Below are 24131 nucleotides of genomic sequence, written 5' to 3'. Positions count from 1 at the left end.
GATATATAAACATTCTGTTTTAGGCCGGTGTTCTTTTTCTTATTTACAGACGTCAAAAAGACAATGTTTATATATCCCAAATCAGTCATCTCTACTGATGTTAAAAAGAGGACAAGTTACGATTTTTATAATTGTAGGTATAGTCCTATTAGTACTTATAGCTACGGTTTATTTCCTTACATCTTCCTCCGTTAAACAAGAAGTGGGGGCAGGCGATGGCGAAATTGCGCTTTCATCTAAAGTTGCCTCGCCAATCGTGCCTTTTATTGAGAAATGTCTGCGAGATGTAGCAACACCTGGTGTGTATCTTGCTGGCGTGCAAGGTGGGGTGATTTATTCAGAAGGATTGAACCATCTTTTAACAACGGAGAAAGAGTTTGTTAATTATGGATATTTGGGTGGCGAACGCTATATCACTCTTGATCTTTTTGAAGAGCAGCTTAATCGATATGTTGAAGAAGAATTGCCTTTATGTTTGAATGATTTTGCAGTATTTGAAAAGCAGAAGATACATGTTGAGCCGCAAAGTGAATTACAGGTAAGCACTTCTCTCCAAGCTGATGTTGTTTTGGTGACATTAGATTATGAACTACGAGTGGAATTAGGTGAAGAACAACTGGATTTAGATACTTTCGAGGTTCGACTTCCTTTACGTGTAAGCAGGGTTATGGATGAAATGGAAAGATTGATTGCACAGGTGGAAAAGAATGCTGCGCAGATTTATAGTGCATCGAGTTCTGATTTTTTTATATCAACATTACCTTATGATGGCACGACATTTGTGTATTCGATTGTTGATGATAAATCTGTTATTGATGGTGCACCATTTACATTGATGTTTGCAGTGGATATGCCTCCAATTAATACGGCACCTGTTTTGTCTCCTGTTGCGGATATTGTCGTTCGAGCCGGAAGCAAGGTAGTGTATAGTCTTACGGTTGAGGATCGAGAGGAGAATGTTATGGAATTTAGTTCGAGTAATCCTCTGGTTACTGTAGATAACGAAGGGGTAGTTCGATTTAGCGGGAGCGGACTTGGAGATATATCAAGTACTATTGCGGTACGAGATAGTCAAGGGTTGGAAGACAGCGTGACAATAACATTTCATGTGATAGAATAGTGAAAAATCGGAAAACAGATGCGATGGTTGTACTAGTATTGGTGTTCTTAGTATTGTTAGCTCTTGCTGTATCAGCAGGTCCTTGCCCAGATGGGAGTGATGAACCCTGTGAAGTTGGTGGCGATTCTGGTTCTAGTGGGCAGCTTGGTGATGGTGTTGTATCATCTGGTCAAGATTTTTCTGACATGAGTCCTGCAGATCAACAGCAGTGGCTTTTTAGTAATCCTACTAATCCTGCTTTTGCTGACAATGCGCAAAATTATCTTTCTGGAAAAACGTCATTTGATGATAAGGATTCTACCATTGCGCAAAATTATCTTTCGAAAGCCGATTTTACATCTAATAGCGATGCTGTTTCTATTGGGGATAAGTATTATGGGGCTGATGCATCTCGGATTAATGCTGATACAGCAACTGCGCAGAAATATTTCAAAGGGAAATGGGATGCAGAGTATGTATTTAATGCGGTGGGTGCATTGCAATATGATTCTGTTGGTGGAACATTGACTCATGATGGGTTGATGATTACGCTTGCTCAATTTAGCGGAGATAAAACTGTTAAATCTATTACGACGCAGCCTGGCGGATTTTGTATTGAGACGATAACAAAGAGTTGTGTGCAGGATGAAGGGAAAAGTGGTTCTTCTTTACAATATAATTCCCAGAAAGGAGAGTTTAGCATTGGAACTGTGACTAGAGCTGTGGGTTCATCGGGGGTGTTAGTTACAACTCCTATTACTATCAAACCAGAAGGAACATTACAAGTTGATGTTAAAATAGGTACGGATGGTTCTGTACATGTTGAAGGAGATGCATCTGGGCTTATTACTACGACAGCTGGAAGCTATGATTTTGAGAATCGTAAAGGTTCTTTAGTTATCAATAAAGATGGTTCATTTTCGATCACGAATGGAGAATTAGCAACACCCGATTTGTTTGTGGATGGTGCTGCACGATATGATTCTACAAAAAAAATTGTTGAAACTTGGGATTTGGATGCAAGTCTCACTGAGCCAAAATCATCTCATGGATCTCGTTCTGTGGTGATTTATCGCGGTGCAGTAGATAGTGAGGGAAATAATGTTGGAGTTGTGTCAAGCGGACAAACAATTTTGGGACGACCACCAACTAAAGTGACAATACATCTTGATGCTTATTCTGATCGATCAAAATTCAAACCTCAAGAACCACAGCAAGGTCAATCTGGTGAGGGTGTACGGGAACGCATGCGTGAACAGGCGCAAAAAATAGTACCTCCTGTAAATAATTTAGGGGGAAATGCTGAAGTATTCATCAAACAAACTGATAATCCTGGTGTGGTAGTCACCGCAAAAGGTCCAGTTAAAGTGGGATTTTATTCTGGCGCAGGTTCGTTTGTTGGTCGTACTCCTACTTTGGAATCTAGTAAACCTTTTTTTGCAGGAAAAAGCTCACAAGTAGGTGTTGCTGATGCTGAATTTGATTTACTGGTTAACCCTGTTGAACAGCAAGTTTTTGTTCGAGGACAATCGCAATTTAGTGAAGGTCAATACGGTTCGGTTAAACAGGATCTTACGGGAGAAATAGTGGTACGGGGTGGTATGGATCTACTCCAAGAGGGAGCTACTCTATCTCTTTCACGTCAGAGTCAAGGTAGTGAAGATGCGCCGCCAAATCAGCATCTTCCTGATTTTATTCAAGTAGATTGTAAAGATTGTGCCAAAGGGCAAGAGGCAATAACCATTGGTAAAAAAGTTGCGACTGGTGTTGGTAAGGAGATCACTACGTCTTTTCATTATACAGTAAAAGAAGATGGTTCATTTTCTCTTACTGAGGATGTTGCGTCTGTTGCTGATCTTGCTCAAGCACGTATGGATGGAACACTTACTCGTGCTGTTGGGCTGTATCGCGGTGTGACGATGCAGACGGGTAAAGATGCACTGGGAAGTAATCAAATTGTTGCAATGGTTCCAGTTGTTGATCAAGCTGCAGTGGCAGTATTTTCAGAAGTACATAGAGCAGATGCAACTGTTGAAAAATCTCAGACTAGTTACGCATTAGCTGAAAAATTAGGGGGTAAAGTTATAGCTACAACTCCTGAAAATCAGGCAGAAGCGCAGAAGTTTTTGGATTTGCTTGCTGAAAATAAAATTTCTGAATTAAGTGGAGTTAACATAAAAGACGATCCCGCATTGCGAAAATATTTACTTGAAAAGACGGGCATTGATGTTACAGAGGTGGGCAATCAAGATTATATTGATCGGCTACTTGCAAAAGAAGATAGGTTCAAAAAATTTCAGGATAAAGCAGAGAAACAAGTAGTTAGTATAGAAAGAAAGTATCCAGGTGTTGATCTTGCTGAAGATGGTAGTTGTGTTAATCAAGCTTGTTTTGATTTACTTGGGAAGGGTGGACGATTTGTGTATGATCAAATTTCTGCGGAAATTAATTATCGTAAAGCAGCGAATGAAATGTTAACTGCCGGTATTGGTTTAGAATGTCAGGGTAGTAGTGCGGTTGCAGGGAAAGCCGCTGCGTTGTTTGGTTTGGCAACAGGTGTTTCTTGTAATGATGCAACAGCAGGGATAGTCCCTACGGTGATCAAAGATAATAATAAACGGTTAAAACCATTAGTTGCTGCTCAGCGACAAATAGAGGCTCGGGCAGCTCAACAACGCGCAATTGCTGCAGAGAAGAAACGTGTAGAGCAACAACAACTGCAAGAGCAACAATTAGCTCAAGATCCGATTGGGCAGCTTGAAGAAAATGCAGATTCACGAGGGTTAATTGAAGCTGATTTAGTTAATGAAGGCACTCCTGAGTCTGCTGCACGAGCATTACGTGAATTTGCTGTGGAGGATCAGGCTAAAGCAGACGCTTTAGCAGAAGAAAAAGCAGTATTACAACAGAGATTAACTCAAGTACGAGCTGCTCCTGATCGTAGTAGGAGAGGAAGCAGTCGAAATCTGGATATTGATCCGGGTGAAATAAAAGATATACAAATTGAGAGTTTAGAGAAAAAATTGGCAGTGTTGCAACAGCAGGAGAGTGCATTGGTTGCAAATATTAAAGCGGATAAAGCGCAAATTCGTTCGATTGTTCAAACGGCAGTAGAGGGTGAGGATTACATTCGTGCAGCAGATATAGCACATCTTGCTGGGATGAATTATCTCGAACGAGAAATTCTACAAAATAATGTTATGCCTCTTGATCCTCTACGCGCATCAGCATTACTCACAGAGAGTTATGTTTATCGTGAAGCAGAAATAGGATCTGTGGATTTATCTGATCAGGCACAGCGGTATCAAGATGTCTTGAGTGATCCTACGACACAAGCAGAGATGGCTCAATATGATGAGCTGCGTACGTTATATGATGAACAGAAAAAATTGTATGATGAAGATCAGCAAATTATTCAAACATATCAAGATGATCCAGAGAATGACGAAAAACGAGATGCGTATGAAGACTATTTAGATCGAGCGCAATCAGGACGGGCTGTTGTTGAACTTCCTCCTGCTCCTATTTTTCCTACAATGCCAGAGAGTATTGCGCAGGGAAAAAATGACAAAGATACAAGAATAGAATTAGTACGTCGAGCAGGCGCAATTGCGGCAAGATTTTCAGGTCAGCAGAATCAGAAAGATTTAGAATTGATGGTATTAGATGGAATTATTGGAATTTCAGGGCAGGATGTAACAAAAGTAGCTGAACACCGCAAAAATGTAGAACGAATGCGAGTTGATAAAGAGGGTTGGTCGTGGGAGTATGGAGGAGGTAAAGGTCTGCTCAATTATGCTGATATGTTTGGTTCATATTGGGGTTCCAAAGTGGCACAAGCTGGTTTAATTGCAAGTGATGTTGCTGGAGTTACTTCTGGTGATTCTGCTTCTTTTAAAACAGATTTATTTAGTTATGATACGGAATTAACAGCTCAAGTAGATGCAGAGAATGCTGATGCTTTTGATAGTTTGCAATCTCGATTTGGCGCAATTAATGGGCGTCATGCAATATTGAAATCCATGCGGGATAAAGTTGCGCGCGGTGAAGCAACTTTGAAAGATGTTATTGAAAAAGTTGAGAGATATGATGCTGATTTTAAACCAGAGAAAACACATAGTCCGTCTTCTCAGGGTGATTTAGTTGCTGCATCTGGTTCTTGTTCTTCCTCAGCTCTTGTAGGTGCTGCTATTGGTGATGTGCCTTGTCCTTCTCCCACGAAAATTCGTGGTCAACAACGTGAATCTTTAGCGTTAGATTATGGGTGGGATGAATTAAAAGCAACGATGTTGGGTGAGCAGGCATCACCTGAGATAAAAGGGAAAGCTCGCTGGGCAGAAATTAGAGATGAAGCAAATGGCAACGGCGGGAAGATGGTTACTGTTGAAGATAAAATTACTGACTTTAATTGGGAATTTCGGGGAGCAGAGGTTGGCAAATATGGTCGAACAGCACAAAATAATTTAGAACAAACAATTGGTGTTGTTTCAGTAGGTTTCTTAGAAAAATATGGTGATATTGCTATTCAATCAGCTTCGTTAGATAATTTTGTCCCTATTGGCACTATAGCTAAAGGTGGGCAATTACTTTTCGAAGCTGCTAAAGGAACAAATGCAGGTATTAAGATTGCAAGTACGGCAGGGAAAGTTGCGAGTGCAGCGCGGTTAGGATTAGATTCTCTGGAAGCAACTGCAATAGGTAATCGTATTGTTGCAGGTACTGGCGCAGTGGTTCGAGGCACAGGGAGTGTTGTGTCTACTACTTTTAGAGTAGGTAAAGCAATTGTTCAACCTATCACAAAACCATTTAGTATTGTGAATAACGCATTTAATACTCGCTTTGGTGATACTGCGACAATTATTAAAAATGCGCAGACTGCCGCAAAAGCGGAATTAGATGTTGCGCAAGCAGCATTATCTCAGGCTCGTTCGAGTTCTGCTCATGCTGCTGATTTTGCAGAAATTGAAGCTGATTTAGCTCGAGCAGAGCAAGCGTATACTAAAACTCTTCGTCAAAGTAATGTTGCAGCAGTAGAGAGAGCACAAGATAATCTTCAAGCAGCTCGAGCATCTGGTGATGCTCAAAAAGTTGAGAAAGCTCAAGCTCATTTGGATCGTGTTGAAAAGGTCTATAAAACTCATAATGATCAACTTACTGCACTTGCGCAACAGCGGCAGAGGTTATTACAACAACAAGCAGTTCTTGATGCTAAGGTGGGTAATGTTGAGACATTACTGCCTCAAATACGTGCTACTGAACAGAAACTACGTGATTTAGGGGAAGTATTTAGTGCGATGAGTGAAAATGCAGGATTACTGCTTAAAGAGCATTTGATTACCGGGGAACGATCAGCGGCAGAGGCACGTTCAATTAATGCAAAAGCATTGGTGGCACAGGCAAAAGCTAACCCTACTTCTGCAGAGGCGTTGGCTGCGGCTCGTTCTTTTACAAAAGCAAATGAGGAGTATAAACTTTCAGGTTTATTTACGTCTGGTGGACGTCTGGAACGATTAGTTGGCGGAGGCGTGGCACGTACCGGCACTGATTCTACAGCGGCTGATACTATTGCACGTGTGGAAGAAACGATAGCTGAAGCGGTTGAAGCAGAAGAATATAATGATCTTGTTTCTGATATTCAAGAATTAGAACGACTTGGAGGTCAAGTCCATACTATACAGAGTGAAGGTAAAGATATCGTTCGCTTTCGCTTTTCTCAAATTAAATCTGAACAGCAGGAACAGGCGTTAGCATTGGCATCACGTATTACGGATAATCTCAAGACGAATTCTCCTTTGAATGTTCATCGAGTTGATGATTTTGGAAATGTTCTTATTGATATGGGGGGTAGTGTTCCTGTTGATGGTTTGGTTAGTAGGGTAGATGATCTTGCACTGGGTCATGCTCTAGAAACATTAACGGAATTTGATCGGACTGGTGCAACTTCACTTGAACAAGCTCAAGGGGTGATGGATGATTTAGCTCGTCAACATGAGGGTATTGCCAGCGATTCTGTTGCAGTAGCTTCGCAAGCAGCAGAGAGGCAGGTTCTTGAAGCTGTTGCACGCAATGATCCGGTTCGTCTTGGCGCTCAGACTGATCTTGTTGATTCACTTCCTACTCCCTCTGAAGTTGTAGATGCAGTCACAGCTGTGGGTGAAGTGCCTGATACAGCTCAATTAGCAGTTGCGCAGGCAGCGTTAGATGCAGGTGAACCCGACGTTGCTGCTGCAATTATTCGAGAAGAGTTAAAACCTGTTGCGTCTTCTGATGAAGGGCTGCATGCAGTTATTGAGAGTGTTGCTCGTGGTGATGTTGGTGAGTTTGTCGAAAATACACCTCTGGTTTTAGCTCGTAAAGATCATGTAGCTATTCTGGAACGTCGAGTTAATCCTGATGGCAGCAGATCATTAATAGTTACAAGAATTACTAATCCTGAAGTTTCTTCTGCTCAACTTCATGAACAAGTCCAAGGATTAATTCCTGATTTACCAACATCTTCTCGTGAACGTATTGCCCGACTTCAAGAAGGTATTTGCGGTCCTGGCGGTGCACGTGTTGGCGCAGCTGTGGGGGATGTTGCAGATGCAGGTACTGACAGTGTTGGTTGCGGTTGTAGTGCGATAGAAGTATTGCTTGAATCAGTTTCCTCTGTTCAAGCTGGTGGCATTGCTGGAAGTATTGATAATGGCAGAAATCTTGGGGCACATGTTGCTGCAAGATTACGGGTCGCGCAACCAGGAAATGTAGAAACAGTTTCAGTGTCTGCTTTGAGAGATTCAGTGGTATTACCTCCATCAACTGATTCGTTCACTTCTGAATTAGCTCAAAGCGTTGCACATGCGGCAGGTGTACCTTCTGCTACTTCAAATGTGTTGTTGCCTCCAAGGGATTTAGACACAGTGGTTGATCAAAGTCTTGTTGGTGGAGGTGTGCCTAAGGCTAGACGTTCATTTGATGAGATTGTTGCTCAAAATGCTCAAAGAGAAGGAGTTGATGATGTTGGATCTATTAATGGTGGATCTGTAGAATCCGATATTGTCAGTCCTACTTTAAATCAAGCTGATCAAGTAGATGGAGCAATAGTAGATGAAGTAATTACTCAAGAGATGCCACAATTAGATTTTCCAACTACGGTGACTACTGATGGTGCGTCTGCTGATTTTGTCTATAAAGGATCGTTAGATCGAAATGTTGTTCTTGAGGCTGCTCGACATGATGTAGATCCTGCACCACTGGCGGGGTTTGAAGGGCGAGTTGCCCATTTCGTGTTAGATGAGAATGGTAATTTAATGCCACTTACGCGATTAGATAGTTTTGAAGGAAAACGGGTGATAAGTGGTGTACTAGATAATGAAGGTCGTGTTATTGCGACGGCTCCGGGTAAAATTATTGATGGTAAATTAGCTCGATCTGTACCGATTGAGAACGAAGTTCATGCGTCTAACGAATGGCTTGTGTTCAATGGTGAAATTGCTGAATATAATGCGGGGATACGAGCAACCACGGGAAAAGCACCGGCTTCATTAGATCAAATTTTGACTTCGCTGGATAATGGTCAAGCTCAGATAGTTCAATTTGTGCCAACAGTGAATATTGATGATTGGCGGCGATTAACATTCCCTCAGGATTCTGTTGCTCGTGAAGCTGTGCAGGGGATGGCAAAAGCAGAATCATTAGAAGAGTTTGCCAAGAGTTACGACACGTTCGTGGCTAAGTTAGAAGAATATGATGATGCTATTGCTAATGCTGTAAGTACAATCAATTCTTTACGTAATGTTGACTCCACAGACAATACACTTCGTATTCTTGCAAATGAAGCGCGTATTACGCAAGCAAAATTACGTAAGACGGAATTAATTAATGATCTTTTTGAATCAGGTATGCAAGAGAAATATGCTAGAGGAGTTATTAATGAACAAACTGCTGAGCATTTGGATGAACTTCGTATAGCGGCCACAAAGCAAACATTGGAAGATATCATTTTTCGTGACGCATCGATTCGAGGAACAATTGCGCAAACTCCTGAATTCAAATATTTTGCTGCGACTCGACGGGGTGTTGATTCGAGTCTATCTGATAATGCACTCTTGGCTGAATATATGAAGCAGAATATTCAATTTGAACGTATTGGTACCCCTAATTTTGCGAGTGATGCTGATATGAATATTATCATGCCTGATTCTCTGCAAGCAAAAGTATTTCCTGAATTAAAATCCCGTTTAGAAACAACCTTGCGAACACAGGAAGTTGAAATTGAACTTCTTCCAATGTCTGCAGAACGTGTTTCTTCTCAAGCAGAAGATGTGGCTCGCGCGAGTAATCGTGTTGATGCAAATAGTCTTCTTAATGATGAATTTATCTTGGGTGTACCGAGTTGGGTAGTTCAATCTATGCTTAAAAGAGGAGATATTCCACTTTTCGAGGCTGGCGCATTGCAACTTGAGCAGTTAATAAAATTAAATAAGTATAAAGATGCAGGTAATGTCCGTAAGTTAGCAAAACATGCAACGCGATCTACACAAGCTACCTTGTTGTCTCATCCTACTTATAATAAGATGTTAAATAGTGCGGTTGGTACTCTTTCTACAGATGCAATTGATAATTATGAACATGTTAAATTAGTTGCTTTGAGGGCGTTTAGAGATGGCTTTCTCTCGGAAACCCAATATCTTAATTTTGTTAAAGCACATGATATCTATAAAGGAAGTAAATCCGTAGAAGAAGTATTTGGTTCTGCTGATACTGCGATGATTGATGCATGGCGCAGTCAGGTTGTTGACGATGCGATGAATTCGTATAAATCTCTTTCGACAACACAGGGGGCGATGTACCAGGAATACGGTCATCTTTCTTTAGGTAAACTTGAGAATTTGGTTGAGGAGACGCGAGAGACACGGGCACTTTTACGTAATAATCCGGCTGATGAAGATCAAATAATCCGTCGCTTTGGCGAACGTAAAGCTGCTGTTGAGAAACAATTCATCACAGAAGAGCTGCGTTCTATTGAGGGAATGAATGATGACACATTAGGACAAATATTGAGTACTTACGATCATGAGAGTTTGCTTTCGGTTTCACCCGAAGGACTTGTAGGAATAGAGGGTGTTACTCCTGAATTAGCTCAAGCCATCATTAGTAAAAGTAAAGAGATGAATGCTAAGTATGTTAAATTCAATCATGAAATTGCACGGGCGCGGTATGAGGAGGTGACTGGTGAGGCACTAGATGATTTAGTCGTTTCTGTGGGAAGAGGACAGCGAGACACGCAGGAGATTGCTGTTGTTAATGCTAAAGTAGATTCACCAGAAGAAATTTTGTCTCAGGATGATATTTTAAATGTAGATGATGTTGATGCAGAGATAGAGATTAGCGATGCTGACGTAGTATTAGATGTTGATAAAGATTCTTTTGACAACGCGCAAGCTTCATTAGAAGATGCTATTCACACGTTAACACAGGATGTAAATGTAAAAACTTGGATGACTCCTGGCGCCGTATATGTAGAGGTGCCTATTGATTCAAATATCGATGATTTGGAGATATTGCTTAGTAATGTTAAAGAGTCCGCGTTTGCGACTGATCGAAATCCAATCATTGTACGAAAGACACCATCTCGTGTTGACCGTTTTGGAGATACGCGTCGTGTTCGATTAAGTGAAGTTAGTTCTCCAGCAGCATTACAACAAGTTGAAGTGGAAAATCTTGAACTTGCATCGGTGATTCAAAGCGCGTCTGTGGGCTCTTCACATATTGATGTTCTTGAACGGGCAGGGGTTCAAGTCTTAATTGATAGTTCTGGAAAGCGCATTTATGTTGTTGAGGGTATCCCTACGCCTGAAACAAGAATGCTAATAGATCGGCATCAACGATATCTTGACAGTCAAGGGGAAGGAACTGGTTTTGAGATAATAGATAGCACTGTTGATGCAGGTGATTATGATATTGGTGTAGATTTTGCAATGGACGAACCATTAAAACGTCAAATTCAACAACATCTAGCTCAACAACAATTAGAAGATGATTTAGATACATTAGCACAATTTGGTGTCCCTTCGGAAATTAATTCAGGATCTATTGTTGTCGTTTCACCTAAAGATCCTACCTCTCAAATCACGAGGATAATTGAAAGGGTACATATGAATGGTCAGCTGGTAGATAAAAAAATAATTTCCGTTCCAGCTCAATATCCTCTTCGGGAATTTTCAGCGAAAACTTTGAGTGAGGTTTCTCATGAGTTAGATCGTGTAGGTATTGTACTGGAAATTGATCCTCAAACTGGTCGTCGAGTGTATCGTCTTGCTGATGATAATCCTGACTTGCGTGATTTGGTTAAAGAACACAATACGGCGTTAGAAAAATTAGGTGATACTTCTGAGTTTGAAATCGTGGGTGATAGTTCAGAACGATTATTCAATCATGATATTATTGCGTTACGTGAACGCGGAGTTATAGTTAGAGTTCAAGATAAAAATGTGTTTGTAGATCTTTCAGAGATAGCAAGTGCAGATCAAACAGATGATTTAGATTGGCTTGTTACTCGCTTGAATGCTAATAGTAGATCTATTGGAAAAGAAGTACTGGTATCAAAAAGAACACCATCAAACCGATTAGTTACACCAGAAACTTCTCAACCTGTTACAACGGGTACGGTAAAAGCGCGTCCTTCTTCTATTAAAGCTGAATCTGCATCTCCAGTATCGTCACCATCTCTTGAAGCGGATTCATTGGAAAGAATGGTTGTGCAACGGGCAGCCGTTTTAGATGGTTTGGGAGTCAATGTTGTTGATTATAATACAGTTAATGGAGTGTATATTTTTCCTAATGTGGCAGTAGAAATGCGTAGTAAAGCAATTGAAACAGCGATAAAAGAGTATGAATCGGCATTGGAAGCTGTGGGTAGAAAGTTAGATTATGAATTTCAATTTGTAGACAGTGAAGAGGTTTTAAATTCTGACATTGTAAATCTAGAACGTCAAGGATTTAGTATCTCTGAAGAAGGGTCTAGAATTAAGATAGGGTTACCTTCTCGCGAGCTAACGAAAGCGGAGGAAAGGGTTCTATTACGAATTGATGTGAATGCGAGAGATGTTGGTAAAGAACGAATTCTTGTGGTGCGAACTGATATTTCGGATACTGCTGATTTAGATCGTGTAGATCGTCTTGCTGATAATGAACTGGATATTGATGTATCTGAATTTGAATCTTTAGGTGATACTGTTGCTGGTAGGTCAGAGAGTAGAATTGAAGCGGGTAGTGTAGTTGATTCTGTACCTGCTGCGTCTGTTCAGGGTGCTCAAGATCAGCTAAAAGCTAATCGTGGTAAAGTCTATACTATAGACTCTCTTCCGTCAACTTTCCCAGTGGGTAAGAAAGTTCAAATTCGAATGAAAGATGGTAAGGTAATTGAAGGTAGTATTTCTGGTTCTGATAAGGAGAATATTATTGTTAATCTTGCTGATCCTAACACTGGTTCTAAAGGGGCAGATGCAGCTACTTTGAGTGTTCCGGTTGAACGTAGTGATATTGATTTGCTTGTTTTGGATACACCTGCAGTGTCGTATACAGATCAGAAAGAAATGGAGAAGCTATTAACCAAATTTTCAGGTTTGAAGGATAAAGTTCAAATTAGTTATACTGTTGATAAAGATGGTAAAAAAGTTGTAAACATCGGTTTCAAACCTTCTCAGAGTTGGGATGCTGCAGAACGAGCTGCATATAATGCTGACTTTGAAGGGCTAGGTCGTTTACAAAGTCTTTTTGAGAAACAAGGATTTGCTATTGCTGATAAAGATGAGCTTCTGGATGTGGTTACAAATCCACTTACTTCCAAGAATTTCATCAAAGAGTTGGGTCTTGCTGAGGAGTCTGTGGCTGAGCAGCGTAGTTTAATGGTTCGTTTACGTGATCAAGCTAAAGCTGCAGGCAAAGATAAACTTGCAGCACGCTATGAACAAGATATTACTGTGCTCGATGCGTATAATAAAGGATGGAATAGATTTAAACAACGGTTTGGATTAGGGCAGCAGAGACCTGTTTCACAAGTATATGGCGAATCATTTTCTTTACAGCCTCTTCGAAATGCGATTCAAAATGCAGAGGGGGTATTTGCAGCGCGTGGTACGAGAGTGACCATTTATGAGGATATACCTGATATTTTGAATACTGATTCTAGAAATGTAAAAGTATTCATTTCACCATCTTCGCAAGCAAAAACAGTACAGCAGCAGAAAGCTTTAGAGGATTTAGAAAAAGCATTTACGGATCAGGGTGTTTCATTTTCTCTTATTGAGAATGGCGAGTTTGATTCTTCAAGTAGGTTTGTTAATTCGAAGAATGTAGATACAATTCTTGGTCTTCCAGAAGAGATAGAAATTGTGCCTGTGCCAGAGAGTGATGCTGTAGCCGTTGTTTCTCCCAAGATAGATGGATCAGAAGTTAGTGAAGTTGAAGTTGATGAAGTTGTTTCATCTGCTCTTGATGTTCAGGCTCCTGAAATGGCACCTTGTATTGTGGGTGGTGTTGATTCTGCTTTAGCAGGTGATGCTTTTGCGACTAGTCCTGTTGCGCCTGTACCTTGTGTTAAAATGTTAAGTGTTGCTGAAGCAACGCGAGTAACCAGCGCATTGGAAAGAGTTGCGCAAAGTCGACGATCGACGATGTCAAAAGCTTCTCAAGCGGAATTTGTCGTAAGCCGTGATGGCAGGACGTTATTCATTGTTAGCGCTGATCCCCATGCTACTCGTTTAGCAATTCCTCGAGAAGTGGAGGATGCATTGAAGAGACATCTTAATGTAGAATTTGTTACACCGCGCGATGCAGTCGCAAAATATAATCAATTTATTTCCACGAGTGAACGAACTATTGGGTCTTTTGAGGAGATTCCTAAAGTCCAGCCAAGTACGCTTTTAGATGATTTAGAAATCCCTCGTCAGGGTGAAGCATTGCATGCAGTTCCTACTCCAACTGAGATTTCTTTGCCTGATGAGTCTGCGGAAGTTGTTGGTCAAGTTCAAGCTCAAGGTGGTGAAATAGTTGAAGGTAGGGGTGTAGTTAAGGACTCGGCTGGGAAGTCTATTCCTGCTGCCACACAGCAACAAGGAATTATGCGTATTGGGGGAAATCGGATTGGTGTTGAAACCGGTACACCCGTATTTTCTCCTGCTGACATTGTAGCTGCTCGTCGTGAAACGAATAAAATCGTAATGGATCAGTTAATTGCTGATGCGCAATCTCAAGGAATCATGGAACAGTATTTGGTTGTTAATTCAGAAGGACAAGTTATAGAAATGTCACGAGTTGTACCTAAAAATAAACAGTATGTTCGTGTAACGGTCGAACCTCAATCTGAAATTATTAATGTACATGAAGGCGTTGGTTTTGCGGATAATCAGATTCAACCTTCTCAATTAGGTTCTATTACTCATGAAGCGTATGTGCGGAGTTATGTAGCACCACCAGTTCAAGTTGAGGGAGTTGTTGATGCAAGTTCCATAGGAAAAGCGAATGCGCAACGTCTTGCTCAGTATTATGATGTTTCTGCACCTGAACGATTTAGAATAACGAATCCTACTCGATCTAGCATTGCTGATCGTGAATCGTTTTATCTTCGCGTTAATGAAAATGGATTATATGATCCAAGTGGGCGATATCAAGTAGCTGTTCATGAGTTAGCTGATGGGCGTTATATGTATGATTCTGAGGAAGTTTTAGATACAACCAAATTGTTAGGTTCTCCATATGTCTCTGTTGAGAATGTTCCGCTGGGTGTTCGTGATGGTCTTGATGAAACACTTAATGAGTATGCTCGGTTGCGTGCATTGCAGCGTGAAAGGGAAAAGATTCCTATCACTGGAATTCGAGAAATTCCCGAGGAGCTGGCACCGTCTCGTCCTGTTCTCGCTACAGATGAGTTTACTCAACCTCCTTGTGAGCTTCCTGTTGTGCCAACGGGGACTGGAATGGCTGGTGGTGGACCTTGTCTTAAACGGGTTGCACGCGCTGATGGAACTGTTCCGGAAGCGGGAACGAGGATTAAATTACAGTCAAAGAGTGGTAATGTCTATGATGGAAGGTATATTGGTCAGGATGAAACAAAAGTTGCTTTGTATTTAGCGGATGATGGAACTGGAAGTCCAGGAATAGTTTACTTAAGTAAAGATAGATTAGAAGAACATGTGTGGGTGAGTGAAGATGTTGATCCTAGTTTCCTAGGTGGATCAAGTGGTGTCTCCTCTTCATTAATTGAATCTAACTTTCAAGTTATCAATACTCAATATAAGAAGGTGATGCAAACAGAATCAATAGGTGGTAATGCGGGTGGTAATTCCGCCGGAACAGCTATGTATGTTACTCCACGTGGTGAAATAGCGGGATTTCATACTGGTCAGAAAAATCCACTGGATCCTATTTTAAAAGGTAATTATGAGTTAATTTTGAGAAATGATGGTTTAACCGGCGTAGTTACGGAAATTGTTGGCTTAGAAAAACTTCCATTTTCTCTTCGTGAAGGTGTTGCAAGAGCAGTAGATCGATTTAATACTGATGTTGCTATGCCTGAATTAAGGGAATTATTACCAGATTTGAAAAGGATATATCCTAACTATGCTACGCCAACACCTTACAAATATAGGGGTGAGTTTTCTTTGGTTCCTCCTGTTAGACCTGCTGTTGTTGAGCAAATTCCCGCTTCTGTCTCTCCTGTGCGAGAAGCTATTAGAACGCCAGTGCCTGCACCTGCTGTTGCTCCAATCACTCCTGTTCCTCGAAGAGAGTTTTCGTACACTGAGGTAGATTTACATCTTCCTGTTGATTCTGCTGATCGTAGGGAATTTTTTAATCAAATCGCTGTTGTTGCGCAGAGAATGGGTCAGCCAGAGATTGCTGCGAAATATCAAGTATTAGCACAACAACAGGCTAGAGGTCAAAGTTGGTGGAGAATAGGTCCATTAAAGAGAGATCCTGTTCCTGATATCCTCAAAGCTGAATCAGAGATAGAAGATGGGATTTTAAAAGGTGTTTTAGATACAAAAAGCGGGTGGAAGTATCACGCGTCTGGAAATGAAGTATCTCTTATGAATATTAAAGCTCAACGAGGGATTAGTGTTCGTGTAAATGAAGGTAATGCATTCTTCTTAAAAGATGAGGTTAAAGAAGTTGCGCGTTCACATCCTTTTGCAAGTGATGATGAATTAGTTGAAGTATTGCGTGATCATTTCAAGGGAAGGTGTATTATTAATAATATTGGTGGAAAAGCTGTAGCGGCTGTTGCAGGTATGGGTACAGCTACTGATTGTATTGAACCTGAGATCACAGTTACGTTATTTGATGAAGCGCTTGGCATGCCTCGTATTGTTTCTAGAGTATCTGATCTAAAAGTTGGTGAGTCGGGATTCATTGATGTTGATGGATTGTCTGAGACGACTCGTGACTTTATGCGAGAGCATGGTTTTACAGGTGAGATTGAGAGATTAGGCAGCAGCCGTACAACTCCTGCCCCTAAAACTCTAGGGAAAGAATTAGCAAGCAGCGCTCCTGAGTCTGCGGCAAATGAGTTAGGGTTAGATAGCGCCGTTCTTATGCGTCGTGATAGATCTATTCTCGTCGAGGGAGACTCTTTTGAGGATGTTGATCAATGGGTGGTAAAAGCTGAGGCAGGAAAAATTGATGCTATTTCAGCTGATGATGTTTTAAGTCAATCTGCTGCAAGTGACTTAATTCGTCGTCATCGCGGTGAACGTCAACTTATGGAAGAGTTAGATCCTTTAGGAAGATATACTTTTTTAGCGGAGGAGGAATATTTAGCAGCACCGGGAAATGTTAATTTGGTTGCAAGTCGTGTCATTGCTGGGTATACTTCTGTAGGTAAAGAAGTGGATTTTTCAGCTCTTGATGAAGTTATGAGATCATTGCCTCCTGAAGAGGCTGCACGATTACAAGAGAGTCTTGATTTCCATGCGGCACTTACAGTGTGGTCGAGGTTTGCTGATCGAGAGTGGGGTTTACAACATTTGGGCGAGACAGCGCGTGTAGCTCCTGTTGACGCAGGTTATGCATTTAGTGGCTCACAATTAGGTTGGAAATATTCTCCTCCAAATAGAGTTAAAAGGGCTCTTGATGAAAAACTAAGAATTTTTGGAGGGAATGATCAAATTTATGTTCCTCTTCAAAAAGCAGATTTTGTGACTGTTGATGGTGCATTTGATGCGGTGAAATTTGAAAAACGCTTTGGTACGCATCTTAATCAAATTAAAACATTGGCTAATGAGAAACCAGAGGTACTTAAGCGACTTTTAATGAAAAATAATGTGTATAATGAAGAAGAAGCATCAGTGCTGGTTCTCGATTTACAACGCAATAGCAAAAATTTACGTTCTGATTTACGTTTGCTTATTGAGAATAATGGAAAAGCAGTTGTCGATGAGAATGGGGTTTTATACCCTATAGAACAAGCAAGAAAAGAATTATTTAAGATGGATAAAGCGCCGGTAAGTACGCCGCCTAGGGCAATGTCTGCATCAGCATCTCGTCCTACTCTTGCTTCTGTTGAACCTGTTGTTACGCCTCCGATGCCTGCTCCAAAATATTCGCTTTTGGTTGAGGGAGATAAAGTTTCGTTGAATGGGAAGGCGATCAAAGTTGAAGGAGGTATTGTCCCGCGTAGAGTAGTTGATGTAAAACCAATGTCTGATTCAGTTCGGAAAATGATTCCTAAGAATGCGCATCAGTTAAATCTTCCTGAGGGGGCAGTACGAATCTTAGATACACCAGAATTATTATTTACGGGGAAGTATTGGGAGTTGCCTGAACAAACAAAATTATTACGTGTTGATCATCCAGTACTTTCTCATCTTGATCTACGTCGTGTGCGAATCTATGAGGTAGTTACACCGGATGGTTCTACTTCAATAGTATTTGGTAAAGTTCAATTCGGTAATGATTTAGCAAAAATTCTTCCTGCTGCACATGAAGATCAAATATTTACAAATAGTTTTGCGCGTGACACGGCTGCATCTGTTCTTTTAGAAGAAGCAGGTGTTCTTACTCCTCATAAAACGATTCGTCATATCAGTATGGAAGGTGAGCCTGATCTGCATATTGTTTTTAGTGAACCTTTGCGTGACTTCACCAATATTCCTAAGAAAACTGGTCTTGGTCAACAGCGAGCAGCGTTGCTTGATGTGATTAAAGAACGTAAAGAGATGCTGAAAGAAATTTATGTTAAAGAGAATAAATTAACTTTAGATGAATTTAACCAAATAGATGCTGCGCTTGCTGGCGTCCCATTGAATAAGAATAATATTAAAAACGCTATTGTCGATATCCAATTAGAAGATCTTGGTGGTTTTACGTTGGGTGATCAGGAATTTTCTGCTCTTGCACAGGATCTTGTGAGTTATCATCAGATTGTGCGTAAGCAAGGATGGGATGCGGCTGATGAAGCAACTGATGTTATTGCTCGAGCCATGCTTGCGGATGCTCAATTAGGTCTTGCTCGTGATGATGCTGGGTTTATTAGATTAGCAAGTGTTGATGCAGGAGAGTTGGGTTTCTTGCATGTGAAACAAGATGGTTCAGATGCGCTTTATCCCACTCATTTAGATGTTACACCTGATGGTCAGTTTGTGACTTCACGCGGGAAGAGTGTGCAAGGTTCGAACATAATCTATTCTTTTTCTGAAGGTAAAGCAGTTAGAACGCCTAGTCGTCTTTCTGTTGCGCTTGAATCTGAAGAAAAAGTAGGTCAATTGCTAGCGAAGATGGAGAAAGCAGGGGTAGATCGAGAAACAGCAGCGGCATTTTTGTATAGTGCTGGCGCACAGGAGAAAGTATTGTTTAACAATGGGTTTGGAACAGATCAAATTAGGGTTATTAAAACAAAAGTAGGTGATGCTCCAGCTCGTGAAGCGGCAATTCGTTCATTTCAACTTCGTCAATCAGGAACGAAGGGAATTTCAAGTGGCAATTTTGTTCCTTATGAAGAAATGCAAGCTCGTTATGCGGCGCGCCGAATTGCCGTGCAAGCTCGTGTCAATAGAAATGTTGATGTATTGCCTCTTGATGAAGCTGTTCGGGTTATCTTTCCTACGGCAAGACCAGCAGATTTAGTGTTAAACAAAGTTCAACGAGAGCTTACTACGCAGATAGGTAAGTTGGATGTATATCAACTTCATCCTGGGGTTGCTAAACGATTGCAAACTGCAAAAGTATTTGATTCTTCAGGTCTTGTAAAAGCAGAATTTTCTGATAAGACTCCATTAGAAATAATTTCACACCAACAAGGATTTGTCCGAAGAGATACCGCTGGTCGCTGTGCCATTGCTGCGGGTGCAATATCTGGATTGGCTGGGTGTGTTGGCGATGCGTTTGATGTTACGGTTGATGATCTGTCTGCATTTCGTAATAACCTTGATGATCTAGGTCAAGGCGGTGTCTTTACGTTTGCGGATAATATTGGGGGTAGTGTTATTGTTGCTGGTTCTGTAGATGATCTGGCAAGAAATGCTGTTGAATTAGATACAACACTGGCTCGTTTGAATGATGTGGGTTTTGAACCTGCTTTGACACGCTATGTTGCAAGTGCTGATCAGGTTCCTTCTACTGCTCGAACATTAACTGATGAATTAGATATTCGTTGGATGTTAGGTGAGCAAGATGTGGGAGATGATTTTGCATCTGTTGCATCTGCTGCAAATGTTGTAAACAAAGAGGTTCCACCGCCTGCTGTGTTGCCATCGCTACCTTCAGCTCCTAAAGAAGTGAAAGCTACAACCTCTCCACTTACTCCAAGTGCGCAATTGAGCCCACAAAAAACGGTTGGTGTTGTTCCTTTTACTGCTCCGCGTGGTGTTGCTGTTAATAAGTTACATGATGCACCTGCTGAATTCGTACAGGGCTTACGAGAATCAGGGTATATTTCGCGTAGAGCTAATGAGGCTACGGGTGAAATGCAGGATGTTATTATTGTACGTACACAATCAAGTGCTAATTCTGTTTCAAAAGATATTGATAGCTATGGGTTTAATGTAGTATTTGGTTCTAAAGCAGTAGTAGTACAACGAGTTGATGAAGCTGGGGCTACACATTGGGATTTGCTTAAGCCTGTTGTTAAAGAAAGTGAAGATGACTTAAATGGGTGGGATGGGGCTAAAAATCAATTATTGGTTGATACGTTACGCAAACATATGGGCGAGCCAGTTCTTGCTTCTCAACTCATAGAATTGGGTGGGGAAAAATTGATTCGATCTCCATTTGATCCTAGTATTAGTTTTGGTAAAACTGTTTCTGGCGAACCTTTTGATATTTATGAGAAAGCACAGAATGTTCCTCTTGATGAGCTGATTTCTCGTCGCTTAAGCAGCAGCGACATACCTGTTTCGTCACAGGAAATCTCGAGGATTAAAAAAGATTTTGTTCGTGAGGGTATTGATAATTTAGTGATGCGTCGAACGGATCAAGAGTTAATGCTTACGTTGGAAGGGAAGATGGTTCATCCTCCTGATAGTGAGGTTGCTCTTCATGTAGGTAGATCAGAGAGAACTGGTTTGTTGGTAGATAAAGAGCCAGATTTTATTCATTGGTATTTGATGCATGTTGCGGGGTATAGAGAGGGGCATGTCGTTCCTAATGATGTCTTGAGTATTCGAACCACTCCGGTAGATTTTATGGTTGCTGGTGAATATAGTCGTAGAAGAATGGAAATGGCGGTGCGTCCTCGTTTAGAGCAATGGGCAGATATGCTTTATACTCCAGAGAGTCGTACTGCTTTAATTGAGGATATGGTTCATGTTGAGGGAACGACTCGTGTACAGGCTGAATTTATTTTAGATAAAATGGCTCGGGGTTCACGGGAGGAATTTATTCGTCAGCATTTAGATGAGTATGATATGATCTTACAGAAAGGTAATGGAAATGTTCTTACGCTTTCTACAGGTGAAGTTGTAACATTTGATCAATTAGTTGAAAGAGAGATTGCTAAAGGTAATCTTCGTCGTACGGATTTAGGAACAATTGAATTTGCTAAATGTTCTGCTAATGTTGCGGGTAAAGCTGCTGGTGCGGCAGCTTGTCCATTACCTGTGGGGTATGATAAGTATGTTCAAAGGTTGGAAGCACAGATTAGGGTTGGGTTGGATGAAGTGGATGAAGTATTAGATTCAAGTGCCGGTGCGGGTATCGCTTCGTCGGGAGGTTCATTGGATAATGGTTTAGACCAAGTTACTAATGAACAAGCTTATACTGTGGCAGTTGAGGCTGCAGGTGGAGATGAACTCAAAGCGGTTGAGAATTTATTAGGTGAGGCACGTGTTGCTGGTAATGATGATCTTGCTGTACGTTTAGAGAGACATCTAGAACAGGTACGTGCATATCGAGCACAAGAGCAACGATCTGGCTTTGATAGGGCATGGGATGGATTATTGCGTCGATCGCGTGTCGAGAAACCGGGTGTGCCGGATTTGGGAAATAGTAATTTAAATAACAAGTTGAATAGTGATTTAGATGTTTCTGTTTTGAATAAACAATCAGGGCAAGAAGGCACTGTTGATGTGCTTAATAATATGCCTAATGCACCTCTTTTAGAGGATGTGGATGTATTTGATGGTGCTTCGCTGCTTCCTTGTCCGATTGGTGTGCGTTCATTGACAGGAGGGGCTGTCGATCTTCCTTGTGATGGTGGTGTTAGTGATGCTAGTGGAGTAAATCCAATTCTTTTTGATGTGGGATCTTCAGAGCAAGTTATCGATGAATGGAGATCTATCTTATCTTCTCCTACGAGTGTTGAGCAGTTAAAATCTCTGGGCAAGGTGCAAAGAGAAGTTCTTATTGGGAATACGCAGGTGATTACTTTTAAGAATAAAGCAGGCAACACTGTTGAAGCAACACAATCTCTTACTTTAAAGACAGGTAACATTTTTGCTTTAGAGATTAATGTAGGGGGAGAAACTATTGCCTATCAGGATTTTATCATAACTCATTTAGATGATGCGGATGTTAATTCTCCTACAACTTTGTTTATTCTTGAAGCAGGAGTTAATCCAGATTATGAACGTCTAGGATTAAATCGACGACTCTATGATGATGCTCTTAAAGCGAGTCCTCACGTAAGTTACATTAAAGCTGAATTGGCTCGGACAAATAAAGAGGTGTATTTAGATTATTTAAAGAGAAATCCAACGGCATCGCCAGCTGATGCGTTAATGCAAACTCCTGCTGCTAAAATTCGTCGTGGGTCTGGGTATGTTCTCGATATGCAACATTCAACACTTCCAAAATATAATTTTAAAACAAAAGCTCTTGATGGTGAGATTATTATTGTCTATAAACGTGAAACAGGTACTTTAGGAAGTGAGCTAAGTGTACCTTCTTCTGCTCGTGGTCAGATACCTTGTGTTGGTGGGGCTATTGCGGGACTTGCCGGTGATTTGCCATGTGATGTTGATTTGGGTGATACTGGGGCTGGTTTGTTGGATGATGCAGTTGGGGCGGGTAAAGATATGGTTAAAGGTTCTAATACTCCTACTCCAGTGGTGGTTCATGGTCGAGAGATTACGCCTGAGGAGGTTATGCCTACTTTGCCTTGGAATGAAGGAATGGATGGTTCTCCCATTGTAGAAGATAGTCATTGGTTTGATACAAAAAAAGATTGGAGTATGATTCGTGATTTTGCAAAAGATAACGGTCTGATTGCGTTGGAGAGACAGGCTGATGAAGCGCTAGGTATGTTTGGTCGATATGAAGAGTATGCCAGATTGGGATTTTTGAGAAGATTGATTACGAAAACTCCTAGTCTTCCCCCACAAATTGATACTACTGGTGTTGGTCTTGATATTTTCCAAGGGGCAGAAGATTGGCATTTTAGAGGTGTTGATGATGCAGTAGAACCGCCCGTTGTCTCAGAATTAAATGATCTTGAAGGTTCTGTTTTGGATTCTGCGATTCCTTGTGATGTACCTAGTGTTGCTGGATCTCAGGCTATTGCTGGTCAAGCAGGTAATCCTTGCGCAAGTGCTGCTGGCTCGGTTGTCAGAAGAACGGGGTTATTAAAAGGGGCTGTGAAGATAGGTAAAGTAGAAAGTAAGGTTGAAGAGAAGGAAAATGAGCAATCTTTGTCTGATCGTGAATCAGAAAGAAAAATTGTGCTTGCACAAGAAGTTATTTCAGTTCCTGCTGAAGGTTCAACTGATAATTCTGTGGTGCTTGATCCTGTGTTGATGCAAACTCCACGGGCGCAGATTATGGATGAGCAATTATTAGCATATCCTGGTGTGAGTAGTGTTGCATTAGTTTCTGCCAATGGAGGAAGAGAAGTAGGGTATTACGTTCCTGATGATGTAGATATTTCTAAGCCAGTTACAGTGGTGTATTTCTTCCATGGTCTTGGCGAGGAGAAAATTAAAGATACCAATTCGTTAAAATTAAGTGCGAAAGCATTATTTGATTCTAAATCTAATGCTGTATTGGTGTTTCCTACGAGCGCAGGTAGGCGAGGTTTAGATCGTGATGGTAATCTTCTTAGCTATGATGCGTATTGGATGAGTCCTAGTGTGACAAAACAAGAGGAGAATATGGATTCACTTCACACGGCTTCATTAATGGCGTTGAAAGGATTGATGGGTAGCGATATTACGGTGGGAAATGTTATCATTGCCTGCCACAGTGCGGGTGGTCAAGCATGTAGAAATATCGCGCAAAGTGGGGGCATTCAGGCAGTACCTACAATTACCTATTATGAAGCGGATTCCTGTTATGGAAGTTGGTGTTCTGAGGCTGCGAAGGCAATTCGACCAAGTGATAAACTTAAAGTTGAATACCAACGTAGCGGTTCAACACGTACAAAAGATGGAGCTTTGGCTGTTGATGAGGATCCACGTATCTCTGTAGATTCACGAAACCTAATTCATATTGATTTTGTCAATGAAGGGTTGAGAAGCGTGATAGACGAGGACGGCGCTGTTGCTTCTAATTAGGTTGTTTTGTTGTTAACTGATCTGCCAATATTTTGCTTATTTGTTAATTTGACAATGTCGTTTTTTTA

The 24131-nt window shown here is 41.1% G+C and carries 2 protein-coding genes; both read left to right on the top strand.

Annotation, left to right across the window (positions count from 1 at the left end; all coding sequences use genetic code 11):
- Window positions 1–97: 97 nt before the first annotated feature.
- Complete coding sequence (locus HYV86_01970; protein MBI2572602.1) at window positions 98–1120, top strand: hypothetical protein; 1023 nt, start codon at window positions 98–100, stop codon at window positions 1118–1120.
- Window positions 1120–24063, top strand: a complete 22944-nt coding sequence (locus tag HYV86_01965) for a hypothetical protein (GenBank protein ID MBI2572601.1) — start codon at window positions 1120–1122, stop codon at window positions 24061–24063. Before HYV86_01970 ends, HYV86_01965 begins: the two co-directional genes overlap by 1 nt.
- Window positions 24064–24131: the final 68 nt, after the last annotated feature.

The sequence above is a fragment of the Candidatus Woesearchaeota archaeon genome (assembly GCA_016188115.1).
Taxonomy (GTDB): domain Archaea; phylum Nanobdellota; class Nanobdellia; order Woesearchaeales; family GW2011-AR9; genus JACPIK01.
The sequence above is the reverse complement of the archived record's forward strand: the minus strand, read 5'-3'. Positions and strand labels throughout refer to the sequence as shown.